Source organism: Streptomyces sp. NPDC059003, assembly GCF_042740445.1.
Classification (GTDB): Bacteria; Actinomycetota; Actinomycetes; order Streptomycetales; family Streptomycetaceae; genus Streptomyces.
The window spans coordinates 10,139-26,720 of sequence record NZ_JBHYJH010000094.1 but is presented as its reverse complement, the minus strand read 5'-3'; the positions used below and the strand labels follow the sequence as shown (position 1 = coordinate 26,720).

The following is a 16,582-nucleotide window of genomic DNA, read 5'->3' as shown; positions in this document are numbered from 1 at the left end:
GCCCGCACGATCCGGGCCCGCACGATCCGGGCCCGCACGATCCGGGCCCGCACGATCCGGGCCCGCACGACCGGGCACCGTCTGGCCCGCTGCCGCACGCTCCGGCAGCGCACGCTCCGGCGCCATTCGGCCCGGCCCGGTACGACTGGGCGCCGCAAGGCCAGGCACCGCAAGGCCGGTTTCCGACTGATCTGCTGCCACGCGCCCCGGCAGCGCAAGTCCCGCCGCCGCAAGACCCGGCACCGCTTGGCCCGGCGCCGTACGACCGGCCTCCGTACGACCGGTCTCCGAATGACCTGCTGCCGCACGCCCCGGCACCGCAAGACCGGGCGCTGGTCCGCCGGGAGCCGACTCACCGGGCACCGTCCGATCGGGCACCGTCTGACCCGACGCCGCACGCTCCGGCGCGGCACGACCTGGCACCATTTGGCCTGCTCCGGTACGACCCGTCTCCGTACGCCCCGTCCCCAGATGGCCTGCTGCCGCACGCCCCGGCGTCGCACAATCCGCCGCCGCACGCCCCTCCACCGCACGTCCCGCCGCCGTGAGACCCGGCGGCTCGCCAGGCCCGCCGTCGCTCTCCGTCTCGCCGCCCACCCGCTCGAACGCCTCAAGCGCCGCCTCCCACCACCCCGCGGCCCGGCGCGGTGCGCCCCCGGCCTCCGCGCGCCGCGCCGCCTCGGCCGCGTACGTGACCGCGCGGGCGGCCGTCGCACGGGTGGCGGCGGCGAGGTAGTGGTGGGCGATCGCCTCGACGGCGTCGGGCCGCAGGCGTTCGAGGGTCTCGGCGACGGCGACGTGGAGACGGGCACGGCGCGAACGGGACAGATCTCCGTACACGGTCTCGTACACCAGCGCATGCACGAACCGCACGCACTCACCCCCGCGCCCAGCCCCACTCCCGTCCCCCGCCTCCGGCTCGGGCTCGGGCTCGGGCTCCGCAAGGAACCCGGCCTCGACCGCGCACTCCACCGCCCCCAGCACGGCCTCCTCGTCCCCGGTGAGCGCGGTGAGGACGTCGAGGTCGGCGTCGGGGCCGATCACGGCGGCCTGGCGCAGGACCGTGGCGGCCTCCGTGGGCAGCGAGGCGAGTCGGCGGCGGACGATGTCCCGTACGCCGTCGGGGATCCGGGAGAGGGCGACGGGCCCTTCGGCGGCGTACAGGCGGGCGATCTCGCGTACGAAGAAGGGGTTGCCGCCGCTGCGGCGGTGCACGGCGCGGGCGGTGGCGGCGTCGACGGGGCGGTCGGCGACGGCGTGCAGGAGCCGGCCGACGGCGTCCTCCGTGAGCCCGGTGAGACGCACCCGCGCCGGTTCGGAGCGGGCGAGGCGCCCCAGCGCGTCGCGCAGCTCCGGCGGGACTTCGGTGTCGCGGTACGTCGCCACGACGAGCACGGGCCGAGCCACGCCCCCGTCCACCAGGGCGGCGAGCAGGTCGAGGGTCTCCTCGCCCGCCCAGTGGAGGTCGTCGAGGACGAGGAGCAGGGGGCGGCCGCGGTCGGCGACGGCGGTGAGCTGTCCGGCGACGTGCCGGTGCCGACGGAAGCGGGCGACGGCCGGGTCCTCCCCGACCGCTCCCGACTCGCCTTCCTGACAGCCCAGTTCCGTGAGGACCTCCGTCCAGGGCCACCCGGCCGGAACCCCTCCGCCTTCCGGCGCCCGCCCCCACGCCGTCGCCCAGCCCGCCGCCGCGACCCGCGCCACGAGTTCCCGGGCCAGCGCCGTCTTGCCCGCGCCCGCGTCACCGGACACCAGGGCGAGCCCGAGCCGCCCACCACGCGAGACCGCGTCCGCGACGCCTTCGAGAACGCCGAGCTCGGCCCCACGCCCGACCAATTCCCCCTGGCCAGCCATCCCAGCCCGGCCGACGAATTCAGCCCGTCCGGCAGTTGAGGACGAGCGCGCGGCGCGATGAACGGGGGTCCCAGGGGGCGAAGTCCCTTGCCCGCGGCGGAGCCGCTGATTGACGCTGCGGGAAGGGGCGGGCCTGGGGCGCCCCGCGAAGGCCCCACCCACCCGCACCACACCCCCGGCGCCCCCGGCACCCCCAGCACCCCCACCCTCCACCCCCCACCCCAGAATCTCCCCCTCAACCCCCCGCAGCCCCTCCCCCGGATCCACCCCGAGCTCCCCCACCAACCGCTCCCGCGCCCGCCGCAGCACCGCAAGCGCATCCCCCTGCCGCCCACCCCGGTACAGCGCGAGCGCGAGCAGCCGCCAGCCGTCCTCCCGCCAGGGGTGACGGTCGACATGCGGCTCCAGGTCGAGTACGACCTCGTCGGCCCGCCCGAGCGCGAGCGCGGCGTCCGCGCGGCGCTCGACGGCGAGGAGGCGGAGCCCGTCGAGGCGCCCGACCTCGGCGCGGGCCCAGTCGGCGGCGGCCCACTCGGCGTAGGCGGGGCCCTGCCACAGGGCGAGGGCGTCGTCGAGGAGGGCGGGCACGGGGTCGGGCCGGGCGGCGTCGAGGAGCCGCCCGGCCTCCCGTACCGCCGCCTCGAACCGCCACGCGTCAACGGCGTCGGGCGCGGCGAGCAGGGCGTAGCCGGGCCCGCTGGTGGTCAGGAGGCGGGCGGGCGCCCGGCGCGGCCGGTCGGGTTCGAGGGCCTTGCGCAGGGCCCCGACGAAGGTGCGGATCGTGCCGACGGCGGTGGGCGGCGGATCGTCCCACAGGTCGTCGACGAGCCAGCTGACGGGGACGGTCCGGCGGCGGGCGACGAGGAGCCGGGCGAGGACGGCCCGGTGGCGGGGGCCCTTCAGGTCGAGGGACCGCCCGTGCGCGTCACGGGCCCCGAGGGCCCCGAGCACCTGGAAGACCACGGCACCGGACCCGTCCGCTCCGGACACCCCGGACACCCCGGACGCCCCCGAAGCCCCGTCCGCCCCGGACGCCCCACCGACCCGGGGCGCTCCGGACGGCACCGCCCCTGACGTCGCCCTTTCCTCCTCCGGCACCCCTTCAACGTACCCGCTCCCCACCCCCCGCTCACCGCACGCTGATCCACTGCTGATTCACACCCCACAGGCTGAACCCATGACGCACACCGCACCCCGCATCGAAGGCTTCACCTACCACCGCATCCCGGTCGCCCAAGACATCCACCTGAACGCCGCCGTAGGCGGCACCGGCACCCCGGTCGTCCTGCTGCACGGCTTCCCGCAGACCCACCTCATGTGGCGCCACGTCGCGACGGCGCTCGCGGCCGAGCACACCGTGATCTGCCCCGACCTGCGGGGCTACGGCGCGAGCGACAAACCGGCCGAGGCCGCGGACGGCCAGACGTACGCGAAGCGCACGATGGCCGCCGACATCGTGGCCCTCGCCCGCGCGCTCGGCCACGAGCGCTTCGCGCTGGCGGGGCACGACCGGGGCGCGCTGGTGGCGATCCGCGCTGGCCTCGACCACCCGGACGCGGTCACGCACCTCGCGTCCCTGGACGTGCTGCCGACCCTGGACATGTGGGACGTGATGCGCGGCACGACGGCGGCGGTCGGCTTCCACCTCTACCTGATGGCGCAGCCTCCGGGCCTCCCGGAGCGCATGATCGGCGCCGAGCCCGACGCGTTCTTCGGGCACTTCCTGGACCTGTGGACCAAGGCCCCCGAAGCCGTCCCCGCGGACATCCGCGCCGCCTACCTCAAGGCCTCCCGCGAGGCCGTCCCGTCGATCGTCGCCGACTACCGCGCGTCGGCCCACGCGGACGTCGACCACGACCGTGCCGACCGCGCGGCGGGCCGCACCCTGACGATGCCGGTCACGGTCCTCCAGCAGGACTGGGGCGCGGCCCTCGGCTTCGACGCCGCCGCGCTCTGGTCGGCGTGGGCCCCGGACCTGGACCACCGCACGGTCGACTGCGGCCACTTCATGGCGGAGGAGGCCCCGGAGACGGTCACACGGGCGATCCAGAAGCTGATCCTCCGCTAAGGCCCCCGCCGAGCCCCTGCCGAGTCCCCGCCGAGGCCCCCGGCCAAGGACCGGCCCTGCCCTGCCCGGCCCGGCCCGGCCCGGCCCACAAGAGGGGAGTTTCTACCACCGACTTCCGGCCACCACCCCGCCAATAATTGCGGGCATGACAACAGGCTTCCGCCGCTCGCTGACCCTCTGGCTGCTCTCCCTCCGCGCGTTCTTCCTCTCCCTGTGGCTGCACGCCGTGTACGCCACGCTCCACACGCCACTGGGTCTGCGCCTGTTGCCCGACGCCGTACACCGCGCCCGCGCGCTCGCCGACCGTCAGCGCGCGCTCGCCCAGGAGTGGTCGGGCATCGCCATACCGGCCCCGTACGCCGACCTGCCCGCGTCGCCCGCCGAGCGGGCGACGGCCCTGCGCGCCCAGCTCCGCGACAAGGGCAGCCAGGTGCACCGGGACTGGCGCTGGGTCACCCTCGACCCGCTCGCGGGCGGCGCCCTCGCCTTCGTACCGCTCCTGATCCTGCTCAGCGGAGCGTGGGGGCTGTTCACCGCCGCGTACGGGCAGGACCTCGCGGAGCGGTGGGACAGCAGCGTCTGGTACCTGTTCATCCCGGTCTACGACCCGATGACAGCAGCCCTCGCGGGCGGGCTCGCCGCCGCCGCGCTGCCGCTGTGCGCCTGGGCGAGCCCCCGCGTCGTCCGGCTGCACGCCCGCTACCTGCGCGTACTGCTCGCCCCCAGCGACGCGGAGCTCGCCGCCGCCCGCATCCAGCACCTCACCACCACCCGCTCCGACACCCTCGACACCCAGTCCGCCGAGCTCCGCCGCATCGAGCGCGACCTGCACGACGGCGCCCAGGCCCGGCTCGTCGCGATGGGCATGACCCTCGACGCCGCCGAGCACCTCCTGGAAGCCGACCCGGACGCCGTGCGCGGCCTGCTCGTCGAGGCCCGCCAGTCCTCCACGGCCGCCCTGAAGGAACTCCGCGACCTGGTGCGCGGCATCCACCCGCCGGTCCTCGCCGACCGGGGTCTCGCCGACGCCGTACGCTCGTTGGCGATGACCTGCCCGCTGCCCACCGACGTCGCGATCGACCTGCCGGCGCGCCCCGAGCCGCCCGTGGAGTCCGCCGCGTACTTCGCGGTGTCCGAGGCCCTCACCAACGCCGCCAAGCACTCCGGCGCCGACCGGTGCTGGATCGACCTCCGCCACGAGGACGGCGCCCTGCGCGTCACCGTCACGGACAACGGCCGCGGCGGCGCCGACATCACCAGGGGCACCGGCCTGCGCGGCATCGAGCGCCGCCTCGCCGCCTTCGACGGAGTCCTCGCCGTGAGCAGCCCCCTCAACGGCCCCACCCTGGTCACCCTGGAGCTGCCGTGCGCGTTGTCCTCGCCGAAGACCACTTCCTGCTGAGAGACGGCGTCACCCGCCTCCTCCAGGCCTTCGGCCACGAGGTCGTCGCGGCGGTCGACAACGGCCCCGACCTGCTCAGGGCCCTCACCGACCTGCGGCCCGACGTGGCGGTGGTGGACGTCCGCCTCCCGCCCGACTACGCCGACGACGGCCTGCGGGCGGCCGTACGGGCCCGCACGGAGGTCCCGGGCCTGCCGGTGCTCCTGCTCTCGCAGTACGTGGAGCCGCTGTACGCCCACGAGTTGCTGGCCACGGGCCCCGAGGGCGTCGGGTACGTCCTGAAGGAACGCGTGTCCAACGGCGCCGAGTTCATCGCGACGATCGAGCGCGTCGCGGGCGGCGACACGGCGATCGACCCCGAGGTCGTGGCCCGGTTCGGCGACCTCACGCCGCGCGAGCGCGAGGTCCTGGAGTGCCTGGCGCAGGGCCGCTCCAACGCGGGGATCGCCGAGGCGCTGTTCGTGACGGAGAAGGCGGTGGCCAAGCACGTGAGCAACATCTTCATGAAGCTGGGCCTGCCGCCGTCGGAGACGGACAACCGGCGGGTGCTCGCCGTCCTGGCGTACCTGGACCGTTAGCCACACTCGCCCCCTTCGCCTACTGGCGATTCCACCCCCGCCGACCTCACTCTGTAATCAGAAGAACACACAGAGCGAAAGGAAGCGCGATGGCGACCCCCCACGACCAGAACGCGTACGTCGCCCACTCGGGCACCGACATCTACGGACCGGGCAAGGTCCTCACCGTCGACGGCGAGTACCGCCGCGTCCGGTTCGTGCACTTCGTAGCAACCGTACGAGCCACGGACCTGCGCCCCGCCAACGACCAGGAGCGCGCGGAACTCTCGGCCTGGCTCCGAGCGAAGACCGAACGCTACGGAAGCGACTGGTGAGGCCGGCTGGCAGATATAGCCCCTCCGGCGTTTGAGGAGCGGGGGTCTGGGGGCGGAGCCCCCAGTTCGGGAAGGGGTGGGATTGGGGAGCCCCCGGCAGGGCCCCGACCTCACACCTCCTGCGGGGCGACCGTGGGCAGCGGAATCGAAGGCGCCCACGGATACGCGGAGGGAGCACCACCCGCAAGCCGAGACCGCGGCAGCCACAGCGCCAAAATCGCACTGACGCGGTCAAAGACGGGCTCGGCACGCAGCGCCCCAGGCAGCACCGCACTGAGGGACACCCCCTCCAACTCGGCCGCGGAGCCCGCGATGGTGTGCACCCCGACAAGCCGCCGCTCAGGCTGATGCATCACCCACACCCCGCCGAGCCCCCGCTCCCCGGCCTCGTCCCGCACACCCCCGAAGACCCGCCCGAGCACGCCCTCCGCATCCACACCGTCCTCGTACCGGAACCGCTCGAAGCGGCTGACGCGGTGGTCGTCCAGGGGCGTGAAGTGGTGCGCGCCGGCGACGCGCCACACGTACCGCTGGACGTTCAGGAAGAACGGGCGGCTCCAGAACTTCACGCCCGGCTCGAACTCCAGCTCCTCGCTGGTGAACCGCTCGTAGTCGAGCACGTCGGCCCAGGTCTCGAAGAGGTACCGGCCACCGGTGAAGTGCTCGCCGCTGACCTCGTCGAACCGGCTCGGCATGTACTTCGCGTACATCCCGGGGCGGGCGTCCATGACGCGGCGCTCCACCTCCTGCTTGTCGACGATGTCCTGCAGCCCGACGCCGGGGGCGAGCGGGAAGTCGGAGGTGAAGGCGGCCTCCATGGGGAGGGGCCCGACGCCGTAGCCCTCGATGGGACCGGGTCCGTACGCGTGCGTGGTCATGCCGCTGCTCCTTGGCTGTGCAGTAGGTACGCCAAGACCGTAAACCGAACACCGGCCAAACTCCAAACACTGTTCAACTTTTGCCCGCCGTACTATGAACCCCATGACGAGCCCCACAAAGAAGCCGGAGAAGACGGAGAAGACGGGGAAGCCGCAGAAGCCGGAGCCGCCGGAGAAGCCCGCAGGCGGCGCCAGCAGGCGGGCCCGCCACCGCGCCCAGACGACCGCCGAGATCAAGGCGACCGCCCTGAAACACCTGGTGGAGGGCGGTACGGACGCCGTGGCGCTGCGCGCCATCGCCCGCGACATGGGCATGGCACCCGGCACCTTCTACACGTACTTCGACACCCGCGAGGCCCTGCTCGCCGCGCTCGCCGCCGACACGTACCGCGCCCTGGCCGCGCACCTGCGCGCGGCCCGCGACACCGCCCGGGACCCCGCGGAACGCGCCCTCGCCCACGGCCTCGCGTACCGCGAGTGGGCCCTCGCGCACCCGCAGGAGTTCCGCCTCCTCTTCAGCGACCGGGGCGGCGCCCCGCGCGCGGACACGGCGGACAGCACCGAGGCGGAGTACGAGCTCTGCCTCGGCATCGTGGAGATCGCGACGACGGCCCGACTCGCCGCCCCCGGCTCCGCCTACACCTGGACCGACTTCGACCCGTCCTTCACCGAGGTGGCCCGCGCCGCCTTCCCCTCCCTCACCCCCACGGCCCTCGCCCTCTCCCTACGCCTGTGGGGCCGCATGCACGGCTTGGTGACCCTGGAGATCGACGGCTTGCTACGCCCCCAGATCACGACACCGGACCGCCTGTTCAGGGACGAGCTTGTCGATGTGGTGCGCTGGCTCGGCTTCTAGCCCGCCCGGCGACGATCCAGCCCGTCCGGCGTTTGAGGACGAGGCGCGCAGCGCCGATAAAGGGGGTCCCAGGGGGCGGAGCCCCTGCCCGCGGCGGAGCCGCTAGTCGATGCAGCGGGAAGGGGCGGGTCAGGGGCGCCCCCGCGAGGCCTGCACAGCCCGCACCCGAACCTCCCGCCGAAGCACCTTCCCCGCCGCCGACCGCGGCACCCGCTCCCAGAACTCCACCACCCGCGGCACCTTGTACCCGGCAAGCTCCCCCCGACAGTGAGCGACAAGCCGCTCCCCCAACTCCCCACAAGCCGTCACCCCCGCCTCCACCTGCACCACGGCCGCCACCCGCTGCCCCCACTCCACATCCGGCACCCCGACCACCGCCGCGTCCGCGACATCGGGGTGAGCGAGCAACACGGCCTCCACCTCGGCCGGATACACGTTCACCCCACCCGAGATGATGAGGTCGGTCCGCCGGTCACGGAGGAAGAGCCACCCGTCCTCGTCGACGTACCCGTGGTCCCCGGCGGTGAAGTACGCCCCCCGCATGGACCGTTCGGTCTTCTCCTGGTCCTTGAAGTACGCGAACGGCACGGCGGGCGTGAAGTACACGCCCCCGGTCTCCCCGACCTGAACCGGCTCCCCGTCGTCGTCCAGGATCCGCACGTCGACCCCGGCCATGGGCAGCCCCACGGTGCCGGGCCGGGCCAGCCACTCCGCGCTGCTCGCGGCGGTGACGCCCCCCTCCGTGGCGGCGTAGAACTCGTACAGGACCGGCCCGAGCCAGTCGATCGCGCGCCGCTTCACATCGCCCGGACAGGGCGCGGCCCCGTGCACGACGCTCGTGAGGCTCGACGTGTCGTACCGCGACCGGGTCGCGGCGGGCAACCGCAGCAGCCGGTGCAGCACGGTCGGCACGGCGAACATCACCTGGACGCGATGCCGGTCGACGAGCCGCAGCCACTCCTCCGCGTCGGGCCGCTCCGCGAGGACGACGGTGTGGCCGAGCTGGAGGGCCATGTTGGCGAAGAGGCCGGGCGCGGCGTGGTACAGCGGCGCGGCGCTGAGCTGCACGTACGGACCGGGCCGCACGCCGACGCGCGCCATGAAGTCCAGTTCGTACGGGCTCGGCCCGGGCGGCGCGTCGGGCAGCGGCCTGCGGACGGCCTTGGGGCGGCCGGTGGTGCCGGAGGTGTAGAGGAGGGTGCCACCGGCGCGGGGACGGTCGGGCGGCACGGCGGGAGCGGCGGCGAGCAACTCCTCGTACGCGACCCAGCCGTCGGGCACCGCACCCGGCCCCCACACGACGCGCCGCCCCACCGGCACCCCGACCGCGTCGAGAGCGGGCCCGGCCACACCCACGAGCCCCGCGTCCACCACAACCACCCGGGCCTCACTGTCGGCAACGATGTGCGCGACCTCGGCGACGGTGAGGTGATGGCTGAACGGCGTGAAGTACAGCCCCGACTGCCCGGTGGCAAGCCGCAGTTCGAAGAAGGCCCGACTGTTGGGAAGCATCGCGGCAACGGTCTGCCCGCCCCGCACCCCAAGAGCGGCGAGACCACGCGAAAGCCGATGAACCCGCCCGGCAAGATCGCCGTACGTGATGCCGACCCCATCACCCTCGATCAGCGCCACACGCCCCGGATGAGCCGCCCCCACAGCCGCAAACCCGATGGGCCCCGCCGCCACTCCCTCTCCCGCAACCATGGGCACTCCCTGCTCGCCTTCCGCCGTGTCGCGCGCATCGTAGACACACGGGGCGAAGAAACGTACCGGCACGCAAAGCAGCGCCACGGCAGCGCCCCCGGCCCATGAGAGGGCCGTTGGTCCCGCACGCAAGGCCGAAGGTCCCTCAATCCGTGCATTCGCCCATGACGGCATCAACCGGTGGTGCAGACTCCGAGGTGCCGCTGATCGTCGACGGGGCGTCAACGGGCGTCGCTGGTCGTCGACGGTCCTTGATACGGGAAGGTCCCCGTGGGTTTCGGATTCAGAGTCGGCGTTCCCGGCATGCGCGTGTCCGTGTCGACGCGGGGCGTGCGCACATCGGTGGGCCCGCGGGCCGCCAGGGTCAGCTTCGGCGCCGGGCGCACCCGCCTGTCGACGGGCGTCGGCCCCTTCTTCGCCTCCACCGCGGTGGGCGGCAGCCGCCGCTCCCGTGGCGGGCGGCGCACGACAGCCGCGCGGCCGCGGGCAGGGACACCTCCTCAGTACCGCCCGCCCACCGCAGCCGACTTCCAGCGCGAGGCCGAGATCGCCGAAGTCGAGCGTTTCCGCGAGGAGAGCACCAGCGCTCATCTGGAGGCGTTCGCCACGGCTGTACCACCGGTCGTTCCGGCGCCGCCTGCCCTCACCGACGCGTGGGCGTACGAGCAGGCGAAGGCGTTCCACACCCGGGGACTCCCGCTCCTGAACCGCGGCGCCCGCGCCGAAGCCAAGCGACAGGCACGGACCGACGCCCACGACTACCTGACCGCCGAGTCGCGGCGCCTCGCCGAGGCCTACGCGGATCTACGACGGCAGGCCGCCGCATGGTGGGAGGACCTGCTCCGCAACGATCCCGCGGCCGTGATCGAAGCGGTGAACTTCGCCTACTCCGACAACCGGGCTGTGGCCTGCGCGGTCGGTGTGGAGGGCGCCGCCGCCTCCGTGGTCATGCGCCAGCCCGACGCCGACACCTGGCCGGCCAAGGTCCCCGGCGTCACGTCCACAGGCCGCACCACGCTCAAGGCGCTCACCAAACGCGACCGCAACCAGTGGTGGCTCACCAGCATGTGCTCGCACATCGTGGCGACCCTGCGGGAAGGCTTTGCGGTCGCCCCGGGCCTGCGGACCATCAATATCGCGGTCCTCACCCGCGTACCCACCACCCAGCGCATCGGCATCGTCGCGTACGGCTCGTGGTCGCGGCACCGGCTGGAGCCGATGACCTGGCGCGCCCCCGAGGACGCCGTCCGCGTTCTCGATCTCGCCGACGAGGTGGAGTGCGCCGTCACCGCGACCTCCACCGGCATCAAGGCCCTCGACGTCAGCCGGGTCCCGGGCCTGGCCGAGCTGTTGACGCAGACCGACCAGGTGGACGACGGGGCGGCCACCCCGGAGACCACGGCCACCTCGCTCGCCCGGCTCGACGAGACCCTCACCGGCACCACCGCGCAACCGGGACCGGACTCGGCGGCGGACCCCTACGCCACCGTCCCGTTCGCCCAGTGGGCCGCGACCCGTACGGCAGCGCCCGCTCCTCCCGTGCCGGACGACCCGGCTCATCCCGTGCCGAGTGCCGCGGCCTCCCCAAGCCCTCAGGAATCAACGCTCGCCACCGGCCAGAACGCCCCGCTCACCCTCGACGAACAAGGTGGCGTCGACATCGTCTGCCAGGCCTCGGGCCTGTCACTCGATCTGTCGCTGCTTCTGCTCGATGGCAACCGCCGGGTGCCCACGGACGCCGACTTCGTCTTCTACAACCAGCCTTGCTCGACGTGCGGAGCGGCACGGCTGTACCCGTCCGACCCGGCCGCCTCCGGACGGGGAGCGCGGGTGCGGCTCCAGGGCCTTCCTGCGCACATCACGACCGTCGCGGTGGCCGTGAACGCCGACGTGGCATCCGGCCAGGACTTCGCCGGGCTCACCGCGCTCCACCTGAAGTTCAGCGCCGGTCACCGGGTGTGGAACTACCCGGCGCCCGTCGATGCCCGACTGCGGGCCATGGTCCTCGCGGAGCTCTACCGTGCGCCGAACGACCCGTCCGGCACGACCTGGAAGGTCCGGGCCGTCGGTCAGGGGTGGGTCGACGGCCTCGCCGGTCTCGCCCGCGACCACGGCGTCGACGTCGGCTGAATCCCCCCCGGTCCCTCGCGCGAAGCCGCATGGAAGAGAACTCGAGGCCACGCGAGAACGCGAAGCCACACGAGAACCCGAAGCCGCACCAGAACGCGAAGCCGCACGGAGCAGAAGAAGACGCACATGTCATTCGCACAGTGGAGCCAGAACCGGCCGACTCCGCCCACCCCGCCTCCGGGCCCGGTTCCCCCGACGGGCCTGCCCTGGCACCGCCGTACCCGCTGGGTCGTCGCGGGCCTCGTACTCCTGCCGCCGCTCGGCTGGGTACTCGCCGGTCTGAAGCGCGAGTGGTCGCTCAAGCGGCGCATCGTCGTCATCGTCGCGTCCGTGGTGTGGTTCATCATCGCGCTGGCCATGGGCGGGGACGGCAAGGAGTCCGACGCGGAGGAGTCCGCCAAGGGGACGTCCCCGTCCGCGCGAACGGATGCCGGAGCCGTATCCACGACGAAGGTCCCGGACTTCGTCGGTGACGTCCTGAAGGACGCCAAGTCGTCCGCCGCCGATGTCGGCTTCTCGCGGGTCACGTCCCACGACGCCTCGGAGGGCAACAGCGGCCAGTGGGCGGACAGCAACTGGACTGTGTGCTTCCAGGCCCCGGCGGCAGGCAAGAAGGTGGACGACCCGGCAACCGCCAGGATCGACCTCGCGGTGGTACGGACCGGCGCGCCCTGCCCCGAGGCTGACGGGGAAGCCATTCCCTACCCGAAGCTGCCGAATGTCATCAACAAGACCTACCGAGCCGCGACGGAGCAGATCGAGAAGCTGGGCATCTCCGACATCAACGCTGCCGGCGCCTATGTGGACATCACCGTCGCACGCGACCCGGCCGAGTGGACCGTCTGCTTCCAGACCCCCGAGGCGGGCACGAAGGTCACGTCCCCGGAGACGATGTCGGTCGACCTGGCCCTCGTATCACCGGACGACCCGTGCCCGCCCAACGAGCACACCGAACGCCATCCGGCCCCGGACCCCGACCCGACTCCGGCCCCGGACCACGAGTCCGACCCCACCAACGGCACCGGCTCCGGCACCGGCACCGGACACAGCGACGACAGCGACGACAGCGGCAGCGCCTACTACCCCAACTGCACTGCTGTACGGGCCGCGGGCAAGGCCCCCTTGCACAGCGGCGAGCCCGGCTACAGCCGCAGCCTGGATCGCGACGGAGACGGCATCGCCTGCGATCAGTAACACCAGTCGGGCTCCGGGATGCGAGCCCGAGACCCACGCCTTACGTCATCAGCATGCCCGGCTCCTCGTCCCAGTCGAGACCGAACCGATGGGGACGGCCGAGGTTGTGCAGCCGCTCCGCGCGCTGGCCTATGAGCCGTCGCACATCCTCGGCCAGCGCGTCCCGCATGCCCGTCCACGCCGCGTGTCGGCCGGCGGGAGCGACGGGGAGCGCGCGCCGCAGCGCTGTCTCGGCCTCGTCCCCCAGAGGGTGCGCCCACCGGCCGTCCTGCTGCCAGCTGATGTGCGGGGAGCTCCGGAGCGAATTCTTCAGGGAGGCGACGTTGTACCGATATCCGAGTTGCTTCAGGCAGTAGTCCAGTGCGTCCACCGTCAAGGGCTCGCCCGCCGCCAACAGAACCAGCCGACTCGCTCCTTCCAGATTCCGCGGGCCGGGGAGGGGACCATGGCGGTACAGGGAGTAAGTTCCCTGCCCGGCCCAGCAGAAGCGACGGTCGGGCGAAAGCACCGCGTTGGCACTCGGGACACCCATGCTGCGTCCGTAGTCACGATGGGCCAGGCGGACGAAGTCGCGTACGTGCAGGGGTGACGGGACCGAGCTGGCGATGGCGTACATGACCTCCGCGTTGCTCGCCCAGCGAGGGCCTCCACAGCCGCAGCGGCCCTTCTCCCAGGACGACAGAAGCGCCCCGCACACGCGACACGCGCCGGCCGTCACGGTGACGCTCCGGCAGCTGGACATAGGGAGATCAACCTGCGCTCCAGTCCGGGGACGTCGTCACCGGCCCGGCCACGACAGGGCCGATGTCCTCTTCGGTGTCGGGCCCGACCGCGTCCAAGTAACGGGTGACGGCCTGCTCGTCGATGGTCACCAGGTTGTCGGAAGAGGCCGCTTCGAACAGTCCGTGCGCCTTGCGCAGTACGTCGCGCGGCTTGCGGTTGGACCGCCGGAACAGGGCCTCGACCGCTTCCTCGGTGAAGGGGTACAGGTCGCCGCTCGGCCGGTCGCCGTTCTTGCGCGCCGCGACGAGGTATCTGGAGAGAAGCTTGACGGCCGAGTCCAGATCACGAAGGGCCGGAAGCACCACGATCCGGTGCTTGTTGGCCTCCGAGATCTCGAAGGTCGGCAGGTCCGCGAGTTCCCAGGCCGTGCCGATGGTGAGTGCGGCCCGGGGGTGCATGGTCACGACGACGCTCAGCATGTCGGCCATGGGGAGCGTTTCGAGGATGATGTCGCGGAACCGTTCGGTTTCGAGATCCCGCTTGGCCTTCGCCGTCGTGGTGCTCGCGAGGTCCTCCAGCTGATCGCAGCAGAGCAGGACGTGCTTCACACCCGAAGCCTTCGCGAAGAGCAGGAACGTCGCGAGGTGCACCGCGCCGTTCCTGGTCCGCGAGGCGGGCTTGACCTTGTCCAGGTAGTCCTGCGCCACGGTCGGGTCCGCGTCGCACAGTGCCAGGATGAGCTTGTCATCGGGCGGCCCCAGAGTGCGGCCCCGCAGGTCCCGGTGCTGCTCAATCACGATCTTGGCCAGACTCTGCGGGTCATCAGCGGCCGTCCGCTCGACGAGTGCCTCGCGCAGCCGCTGGGCGAGGGTGCGGTTCCCGGCCTCGGCACGGAAGTCCGTCGCGTACTCGACAGCGGTGAACAGAGCAGCGCTCAAGGACCGGATCTGGGCCGTGTCGAAGCTCGTCAAAAGGCCGCAGATCGGCTCGTCGGCGGCGTCTTCCTCATCCAGACCGCAGCTCAGGTAGGCGGCACGGCCGAAGTCCTCGTTCAGCATCCCGGTGAGGTGCTGCATCAGCACGGACTTGCCGAACCCACGGGCATCGGAGTCTCCCGGCCCGGTCCCCGTCGACCAGAGGTAGCCGAACCGCAGACCGGAGAAGGTCGCCCCGAGCACGAACTTCTCGACCGCCTCCTCGACCTTGTCGGCGTTCACGTCCGGCTCGTAGAGCAGGCCGTTCTCGCGCAGGTCGGCGCCACCCAAGCGGGCGATGCCCGTGGTCGGAAAGGGGTTGTTGCGCAATCCCCACTGCTTTTTCAGCCAGACGGGGCCCGCACTGCGGGTGGAGGTGCTCATCGGATCAGCTCTCCTTGGCGTTGGTCGGCATCGTGGGGGCAGCGGGTTCCGGGGCGACACTGATCACGTTGAACACGCGTCGCAGTCCACTCGCGCTGGGAATGATCAAGGGCTTGGTGGAGGCGGGCGCGGCCCTCAGCGACGCCTGATCGAGGTGAATGCTCAAACCGAGCCCGGGGTGCTCCCCCGCGAGGGCCTCACGCAGGGCCAGATCGAACTCGTCGTCGCTGATCCGCTGCTTCCAGCAGACGGCGGCGCGCAGCTGCCAGACAGGCAGGTACATGCCTCCGCCGGCGTCGGAGCGCTGCTCGCGCCAGACCGCCCAGAGCGTGTCGAGGGCCGCCCGGCGCACCTCCTTCCCGACGCGCCGGCTGATCGCGACGGCAGCGCCACGCCCTCTCACCACGGCGGTGGGCCAGAGCCGCATCGCCGAGGGGCCCGGTGCGTAGTAGCTGAAGTTGGCCAACCCGAGGAACCGCGTCCACCTCCGCAGCAGCTCGAGGCTGATGTAGTCCAGGGGACAGCCGGCGGCGCTGAACACGAACCGGGCCATGGCCTCCTCGCACGTAGCGGCGAACTGCTTCCGGCTGATCTCCTTCTGCCGGGCCCGGGCCCGCACCTCGATACGGCGGACATAACTGCGGACGCTCGCTCTGACGTCTTCGGGGTCGGCGGTCCATCCGAGCGTGGCCTGGGCCACCGCGTCCACGGCGAAGGCGATGAAGTCATCGAGGTACGCCTCGTTGGTCCGGTACTTCGACGCGCTGAACCGCAGGAGGGGGATGGTCAGGTGGCTGGCGCCGCTGTCCGGCCGGGCGCCCAGGAGACGCAGGAAGCCCTCGAATTGCGGGTGCGTGGAGAGCAGTACACCGGTCAGCGCGTTGTAGGCGGCGCGACGATCCGCGGCGACGAGCTCCGCCCACCTCTCGCCCGCCGAGGTCAAGGTGAACACCGAATCCGCATGCGCGTAGGCGGAGTTGGGGCCGGAAGGGAGAATGTGCTTCTGGACCCACCCGAGGCGCATGAGCTCCTTGAGGACATCGACCGTGTTGTGGACGTGCTTCTTCGTGTCCGACCGCGCCAGCTCCCACTTGCGCGCGGAGTACGAGCCGTCCGCGTCCCCCTCACGCGCGACCGCGGCGGCCCGGTCCACAAGGGCACGGCGCACCTGCTCGAAGGTTGCCCCCTTGGCGACGTTCCCGATGGCGACCTCTATGTAGGCAAGGTCCTGAAGCCGCGGAATGCCTACTCCCCCGACGCTCATCCCTGCCCTCCACGAGGCACAGCGACCTCCGGCCGACGAATCGGCATCGGCATCGGCATCGGCAGGAACGGATGCCCTCTGAGGGACATGCGGCAATGGGGGCGCATCACTACTCCGATGGCAAGGGCGACGTGGCGAACGACGACCACTGTTGCCACAACCGACCCACGCCACAAGGGAGTTACCCATGTCGTGGGGCAGATGGGGGCGGAGAGGCCCGACAATCCTAAGGGGCGGGGCGGCGGGCGCGTGGCTGGGG

13 protein-coding genes are annotated in these 16,582 nt (G+C 72.4%); 7 read left to right on the top strand and 6 right to left on the bottom strand.

What is annotated here, in order from left to right:
* Nucleotides 1-2,844: BTAD domain-containing putative transcriptional regulator (locus ACFWZ5_RS28435; RefSeq protein WP_384891517.1), on the bottom strand; the 2,844-nt coding region annotated here is incomplete at its 3' end.
* A gap of 187 nt (nt 2,845-3,031) precedes the next feature.
* On the opposite strand from ACFWZ5_RS28435, the gene ACFWZ5_RS28430 reads away from it, so the two are divergent.
* The 4 genes from ACFWZ5_RS28430 (at nt 3,032) to ACFWZ5_RS28415 (ending at nt 6,216) form a co-directional block, all read left to right on the top strand.
* Entirely contained in the window at nt 3,032-3,922 is an 891-nt protein-coding gene (locus ACFWZ5_RS28430; RefSeq protein WP_384794909.1) for an alpha/beta fold hydrolase, read from the top strand.
* A 145-nt stretch (nt 3,923-4,067) separates the two neighbouring features.
* Nucleotides 4,068-5,324, top strand: a complete 1,257-nt coding sequence (locus tag ACFWZ5_RS28425; RefSeq protein WP_384794907.1) for a histidine kinase — start codon at nt 4,068-4,070, stop codon at nt 5,322-5,324.
* Nucleotides 5,288-5,902, top strand: a complete 615-nt coding sequence (locus tag ACFWZ5_RS28420; protein ID WP_384794905.1) for a LuxR C-terminal-related transcriptional regulator — start codon at nt 5,288-5,290, stop codon at nt 5,900-5,902. The genes ACFWZ5_RS28425 and ACFWZ5_RS28420 overlap by 37 nt, the downstream gene beginning before the upstream one ends.
* Nucleotides 5,903-5,991: 89 nt before the next feature.
* The gene (locus tag ACFWZ5_RS28415) at nt 5,992-6,216 is read left to right on the top strand and encodes a hypothetical protein (protein WP_384794903.1); all 225 of its coding nucleotides are present in this window, start codon (nt 5,992-5,994) and stop codon (nt 6,214-6,216) included.
* 110 nt (nt 6,217-6,326) lie between these two features.
* On the opposite strand, the gene ACFWZ5_RS28410 is transcribed toward ACFWZ5_RS28415, so the two are convergent.
* A complete protein-coding gene (locus tag ACFWZ5_RS28410; RefSeq protein WP_384794901.1) occupies nt 6,327-7,094 on the bottom strand; it encodes a hypothetical protein in 768 nt (255 codons plus the stop codon).
* A 103-nt stretch (nt 7,095-7,197) separates the two neighbouring features.
* On the opposite strand from ACFWZ5_RS28410, the gene ACFWZ5_RS28405 reads away from it, so the two are divergent.
* Complete coding sequence (locus ACFWZ5_RS28405; protein ID WP_384794899.1) at nt 7,198-7,950, top strand: TetR/AcrR family transcriptional regulator; 753 nt, start codon at nt 7,198-7,200, stop codon at nt 7,948-7,950.
* Nucleotides 7,951-8,079: 129 nt separating this feature from the next.
* Here ACFWZ5_RS28405 and ACFWZ5_RS28400 read toward each other — a convergent pair whose 3' ends face one another.
* Nucleotides 8,080-9,654 carry an AMP-binding protein gene (locus ACFWZ5_RS28400; protein ID WP_384794897.1) on the bottom strand — a complete coding sequence of 525 codons (1,575 nt, stop codon included), beginning with the start codon at nt 9,652-9,654 and terminating at the stop codon, nt 8,080-8,082.
* 303 nt (nt 9,655-9,957) lie between these two features.
* Here ACFWZ5_RS28400 and ACFWZ5_RS28395 point away from each other — a divergent pair, with 303 nt between their 5' ends.
* Both ACFWZ5_RS28395 and ACFWZ5_RS28390 read left to right on the top strand, forming a co-directional pair.
* Nucleotides 9,958-11,784 (top strand): TerD family protein, encoded by a 1,827-nt coding sequence (locus ACFWZ5_RS28395; protein ID WP_384794895.1) that lies wholly within the window; start codon nt 9,958-9,960, stop codon nt 11,782-11,784.
* 126 nt (nt 11,785-11,910) lie between these two features.
* On the top strand, nt 11,911-12,978 hold the full coding sequence (locus ACFWZ5_RS28390; RefSeq protein ID WP_384794893.1) for an excalibur calcium-binding domain-containing protein: 1,068 nt from the start codon (nt 11,911-11,913) through the stop codon (nt 12,976-12,978).
* A 40-nt stretch (nt 12,979-13,018) separates the two neighbouring features.
* Here the strand turns inward: ACFWZ5_RS28390 and ACFWZ5_RS28385 are convergent, their stop codons facing one another.
* The 3 genes from ACFWZ5_RS28385 to ACFWZ5_RS28375 form a co-directional block, all read right to left on the bottom strand.
* Nucleotides 13,019-13,354 (bottom strand): hypothetical protein, encoded by a 336-nt coding sequence (locus ACFWZ5_RS28385; protein ID WP_384794891.1) that lies wholly within the window; start codon nt 13,352-13,354, stop codon nt 13,019-13,021.
* Nucleotides 13,355-13,727: 373 nt separating this feature from the next.
* A complete protein-coding gene (locus ACFWZ5_RS28380) occupies nt 13,728-15,059 on the bottom strand; it encodes a hypothetical protein (RefSeq protein ID WP_384794889.1) in 1,332 nt (443 codons plus the stop codon).
* 4 nt (nt 15,060-15,063) lie between these two features.
* Nucleotides 15,064-16,323 (bottom strand): hypothetical protein, encoded by a 1,260-nt coding sequence (locus tag ACFWZ5_RS28375; RefSeq protein WP_384794887.1) that lies wholly within the window; start codon nt 16,321-16,323, stop codon nt 15,064-15,066.
* Between the last annotated feature and the right edge of the window lie 259 nt (nt 16,324-16,582).